This window comes from Micromonospora sp. NPDC047753 (assembly GCF_040642735.1).
Taxonomy (GTDB): domain Bacteria; phylum Actinomycetota; class Actinomycetes; order Mycobacteriales; family Micromonosporaceae; genus Micromonospora.
On record NZ_JBEYSL010000488.1, the window covers coordinates 1 to 5,067 of the forward strand.

The 5,067-nt window shown below is 72.8% G+C and carries 6 protein-coding genes; 3 read left to right on the plus strand and 3 right to left on the minus strand.

Features of this window, described 5'->3' with window-relative positions:
* Nucleotides 1-549 (minus strand): aldo/keto reductase (locus tag ABZ749_RS29165; RefSeq protein ID WP_357233415.1); only part of this gene is annotated, 549 nt, incomplete at its 3' end.
* A gap of 83 nt (nucleotides 550-632) precedes the next feature.
* Here ABZ749_RS29165 and ABZ749_RS29170 point away from each other — a divergent pair.
* Nucleotides 633-1,427, plus strand: a complete 795-nt coding sequence (locus ABZ749_RS29170) for a trans-aconitate 2-methyltransferase (RefSeq protein ID WP_357233418.1) — start codon at nucleotides 633-635, stop codon at nucleotides 1,425-1,427.
* Nucleotides 1,424-2,446: an adenosine deaminase gene (locus tag ABZ749_RS29175; RefSeq protein WP_357233420.1), complete on the plus strand. Its 1,023-nt coding sequence runs from the start codon at nucleotides 1,424-1,426 to the stop codon at nucleotides 2,444-2,446. The genes ABZ749_RS29170 and ABZ749_RS29175 overlap by 4 nt, the downstream gene beginning before the upstream one ends.
* 251 nt (nucleotides 2,447-2,697) lie before the next feature.
* Here ABZ749_RS29175 and ABZ749_RS29180 read toward each other — a convergent pair whose 3' ends face one another.
* Complete coding sequence (locus tag ABZ749_RS29180) at nucleotides 2,698-4,101, minus strand: HAMP domain-containing sensor histidine kinase (protein WP_355007253.1); 1,404 nt, start codon at nucleotides 4,099-4,101, stop codon at nucleotides 2,698-2,700.
* Nucleotides 4,102-4,130: 29 nt separating this feature from the next.
* Nucleotides 4,131-4,820, minus strand: a complete 690-nt coding sequence (locus tag ABZ749_RS29185) for a response regulator transcription factor (protein ID WP_091401712.1) — start codon at nucleotides 4,818-4,820, stop codon at nucleotides 4,131-4,133.
* Between the two features lie 73 nt (nucleotides 4,821-4,893).
* Here ABZ749_RS29185 and ABZ749_RS29190 point away from each other — a divergent pair, with 73 nt between their 5' ends.
* Nucleotides 4,894-5,022 (plus strand): hypothetical protein, encoded by a 129-nt coding sequence (locus tag ABZ749_RS29190; protein ID WP_357233422.1) that lies wholly within the window; start codon nucleotides 4,894-4,896, stop codon nucleotides 5,020-5,022.
* Nucleotides 5,023-5,067 lie beyond the last annotated feature (45 nt).

Consider the following 5,067-nt stretch of genomic DNA (forward strand, 5'->3'; position numbering starts at 1 on the left):
CAGGGGCTTGTGGCGGACCGCGTTGAGGATGATCTGGACGCTCGCCACCCCCGGTCGGGCGATCGCGGTGAGGGCCTGGTCGCAGGTCTCGACGCTGACTCCGTACCCGGCGATGGCCTTCTCGGCGACGAGGGTGTCCAGACCGTCGAAGACCTCGTCGGAGGCGAAGACCTCGGTGGGCGGGCAGTGCAACTGGACCAGGTCCAGGGTGTCCATGCCCAGGTTGGCCCGGGAGCGGTCGGTCCACTGCCGGAAGTTGGCCAGGGTGTACGCCTCCGGCCGCTGCTCGACGCGGCGGCCCATCTTGGTGGCGACGGTCAGCCCGGCGTCGGGTCGGGTGCGCAGGAAGCGGCCGATCAGCTGCTCGCTGCGGCCGTCGCCGTACACGTCGGCGGTGTCGAGGAAGGTGACCCCGGCGTCCACGGCGGCGGCGAGCACCGCCATCGCGTCGTCCTCGCTGACGGTGCCCCAGTCGGCGCCGAGTTGCCACGCGCCCAGGCCGACCGCGCCAACGGTCCGGCCGAGCCGGTTGAAGCTGCGCTGTTCCATGCCCCGAGCCTAGTGATCGGGTTGCCACCCTGCCACGCGAGCCGTACTGTCAGCAGTACGTACGTACGGTTTGGGAGGCGACCATGTGGGACCCGACGACCTACCTGCGCTTCGGCAACGAGCGATCCCGGCCGTTTCACGACCTTCTCGCCCGGATCCCGGCCGAGCGCCCCCGGGCGGTGGTCGACCTCGGCTGTGGCTCCGGCCAGCTCACCGCCGTCCTCGCCGAGCGCTGGCCGAGCAGCCGGGTGCGCGGCCTCGACTCCTCAGCCGAGATGATCGAGCGGGCCGAGACCCTCGGCGCGCCGGTCGACTTCGCGGTCGCCGACCTGCGCGACTGGCGTCCGACCGGCGACGACGACGTGGTGGTCAGCAACGCGGCCCTGCAGTGGGTTCCCGGCCACCAGGAGCTGCTGCGCCGCTGGGCCACCGATCTGCCCGCCGGCGCCTGGCTCGCCATGCAGGTCCCCGGCAACTTCGCCGCCGACTCGCACCGCGCCCTGCGGGAGGTCGCCGACCGGCCGACCTGGCGGGCCGAGGTCGCCCCGCTGCTGCGCGCGGACCCGGTCGACGACCCGGCCGACTACGCGGCGCTACTGACCGCCGTCGGCTGCGCGGTGGACGCCTGGGAGACTACCTACGTGCACCTGCTGCCGGCTCGACCCGCCGCCGAGCACCCGGTGCTGGCCTGGATGGAGGGCACCGCGCTGCGCCCGGTCCGGGCGGCACTGGACGCAGCCGGCTGGTCCGCCTTCCGGGCCGAGCTGGGAGTACGGCTCACCGCGGCGTACCCGGTGCGGCAGGGTCAGGTGTACTTCCCGTTCCGCCGCGTCTTCGTCGTCGCCCGCACCGGCGACCATGCCCAGGAGAATCCGTGACCGACCTGTCCACCTTCATCGCCGGCCTGCCCAAGGTGGAGCTGCACGTGCACCACGTCGGCTCCGCCCTACCCCGGACCGTCGCCGAGTTGGCGGCGCGCCACGAGGGGCGCACTCCCGTGCCGGCCGACCCGGACGCGCTCGCCAGCTACTTCGAGTTCCGCGACTTCGCGCACTTCGTCGAGGTCTACCTGAGCGTCGTGGATCTCATCCGCGACCCGGAGGACGTCTGGATCCTCACCCACGAGGTGGCCCGCGAACTGGCCCGCCAACAGGTCCGGTACGCGGAGCTGACCATCACCCCGTACTCGCACGTCCGACGGGGCATTCCCGCGCCGGCGTTCTGCGAGGCCATCGAGGACGCCCGCAGGCGCGCCCTGACCGACTTCGGCATCGAGCTGCGCTGGTGCTTCGACATCCCCGGCGAGGCCGGCCTGCCGGCAGCCGAGCAGACGCTGCGCATCGCGCTGGACGAGCGCCCGGACGGGCTGGTCAGCTTCGGTCTGGGCGGCCCGGAGATCGGCGTACCCCGACCGCAGTTCCGGCCCTACTTCGACCAGGCCCGCGCCGCCGGGCTGCGCTCGGTGCCGCACGCCGGGGAGACCACCGGGCCGCAGACCGTCTGGGACGCGCTCAACGAGTTGGGTGCCGAGCGGATCGGGCACGGCATCTCCGCCGCGCAGGACCCGCAGCTGCTCGCGTACCTGGCCGAGCGGCAGATCGGGATGGAGGTCTGCCCGACGTCCAACGTGCGGACCCGGGCGGTGGCCACCCTCGACGAGCACCCGCTGCGTCAGCTCGTCGACGCCGGGCTGCTGGTCACCATCAACTCCGACGACCCGCCGATGTTCGGCACCACCCTCAACGACGAGTACGCGGTGGCCGCCCGCCTGCTCGGTGTCGGTGCCGAGGGCCTGGCCGGGCTTGCCCGCAACGCGGTGACCGCGTCCTTCCTGGATGCCGCCGGCCAGCAGCGGATCCTCGCCGAGATCGACGCGTACCTCGGCACCGCCGGCTGAGCTGGACGGCCGCTCGGGTGCCGGCCGGGCCGGTTGGTTGAGCAGGGCGCGCGGCGGGAGCGTGGGTGTGGGGGGACCTGTGACTCCCGCCGCGCGCGCGGCTCCACCGGCCGCGGGTGCGTGGTGCGCTCGGCCGGTGGAACTGGTGGGTTCGTGCCCTGAATCCTGTCAGCCCACGGCCGATCCAACGCGGTCGTTAACCGCGATCTAAGGAAGACTTGCGCCGGCGCACAGCCCCGGGGCCGGCCGGGTCAGTCGTCGGTGGGGCGCTGGCGGGGCCAGCGACGTGCGGTGGCCTTCGTGTCCCGGGCGTCGCGGGCCATCCGACCGACCAGACCGAAGCGGCTGACCTGCCGGGGCGTCGCCTCCGGGTCGGCGAGCAGCATCACCACACTGGCCCCGCCCAGCCGGGCGCGGTCGATGCTCACCGAGCCGTTGGCCTGCAACGCGACCCGCTTGGCGATGTCCAGCCCGAGCCCGGTCGAGCCCTGGTCACTGGCGCCGCGGCGCAGCGCGCGGTCCGGGTTGGCGATGCCGGGGCCGGCGTCGTCGATCCGGATCGCCACGTAACCGTCGCGCCGGGACACCGCCACCTCGAACGCGGTGCCCTGCGGGGTGTAGCGGAAGACGTTGCCGATGACCGCGTCCAGCGCGGCGGCCAGTTCGGCCCGCGGCACCGGTGCCGGGATGCGCAGCTGGGCGCCGTTGACCCGGTGCGGCCGGTTCTGGTCGCCGGCCAACGCCGCCCAGAACACCATCCGGTCCCGGACCACCTCGCTGACGTCGCACATCGCCGGCCCGGCCTCGAGTGCCACCGTCTTGCGGGTGGTCTTGATCAGGACGTCGATCTCACCCTCCAGGGTGACGATCGCCTGCCGGATCCGCCGGATCCCACGCAGCCGGTCCAACTCCGCCGGGCTGAACGAACCCACGCTGGTGTCGTCGGACTCCAAAGCCTCCGCGTCCAACCGCAGCACCGTCAACGGGGTACGCAGACGATGCGACAGGTCGGCCACCAACTCCCGCTCGTCGGTGCGGGCGGCGTCCAGGCGGTCCGCCATCCGGTTGAAGGCGTACCCGGCCTCGGCCAGCTCGCGCGGACCGGTCGGCTCGACGCGTACGCCGAGGTCGCCGTCGCCGATGGAGAGCGCGGCCTTGACCAGACCGCGGGTGGAGTCCACCGCGCGGGCGGCGACCCGGTCGACCACCAGCACCGCCGCGCCGGCCATCGCCGCGCCGACAGCGAACAGCAGCAACCAGGTGCCGCCGGCGCCCTCGCCCAGCGTCGACTCCGGAAGGAACACCTCGACCACTGCCGTCCGGTCACCGAGCACCACCGGGTCGAGCCGGGCCACACCCCCGTCGACGTCGACGACGAGCGACTGGCGTTCGGAGCGGGCCCGGTCCAGGTCGCTGCCGCTGGCCCGACCAGCGGATTCGTCCAACCCCAACCCGTGCACCACGGGCCGGGTGGGTGCGCCCTCGGCGCTGGCCACCATGGCACGCTCGACGACCGCCGGGTCGGTGCTGACCGCCAGCGCGCCGGTCACCAGCGCGCTGCGCCGGGCCGCGTCGGCGATCGCCTCGTCCCGGCTCTGCTCGCGCAGGCTGAGCCCGAGCGGGATCAGGAACGCGAGCGCGACGAGACTGCACATGCCGGCCGTGAGCAGGGCCAGCGCCGTCCTCAGTCCGGTGCCACCAGCCGGAATCCGACCCCCCGCACGGTGCGCAGGTAGCGCGGCTTCGCCGCGGACTCGCCCATCTTTCTGCGGAGCCAGTACAGGTGAACGTCGATTGTCTGATCCTCGCCGACCGATGGCTGCCGCCATACCTCCTCCAAGAGTTCCCGGCGGGACACTACCCGCCCAGGTCGTGCGGCGAGATACGCCAGCAGGTCGAATTCCTTGCGGGTCAGCGCCAGCGGCTCCCCGTCGAGCTGGGCGCTGCGCTCGCCCACGTCCACCCGCAGCCCGCCGACGCTGTGCACGGCGGGCTGCACGGACCGACTGGCCCGGCCGGCCCGGCGCAGCACTGTGGTGATGCGGGCATCCAGGTGTGCGCCGGTGAACGGCTTGACCATGTAGTCGTCGGCGCCAGCGCGCAGCAGCTTGACCACCGACTGCTCGTCGTCGCGGGCGGTGGCGATGATGATTGGAACGTCGGTGATGCCGCGCAACATCCGCAGCGCGTCCGAGCCGTCCAGGTCGGGTAGGCCGAGGTCGAGCACCACCAGGTCGGGTGTCTCCGCGGCCACCCGACGCAGGGCGTCCAACGCCGTACCCACGGCGTGCACGGCATGCCCCCGGTCGGTGAGGGACCGCAGCATCGCGCCGCGTACGACGTGATCGTCTTCGACCAGGAGCACGGAGGCCACGACAAGACCGTACTTGGCCTGGCAAGTTGATCGCGTTGCGGCGTGCCTGGCGACCGGGCAAGCTGGTACGACGATGTCGTTCACCCTGTTCGCCGATGCCCGCCTGGCGCTCGCCCGGGACAGCCTCGCCGGTCTCTCCACCGGTGACGCGCTGTGGAACATTGTGGACCACCTTCGGGCGGGAGCCCGGAGGCCCAAGTGATCTACGCCGCCGGCCGCTACTGGGGAACCGACCGCGAACTCGCCG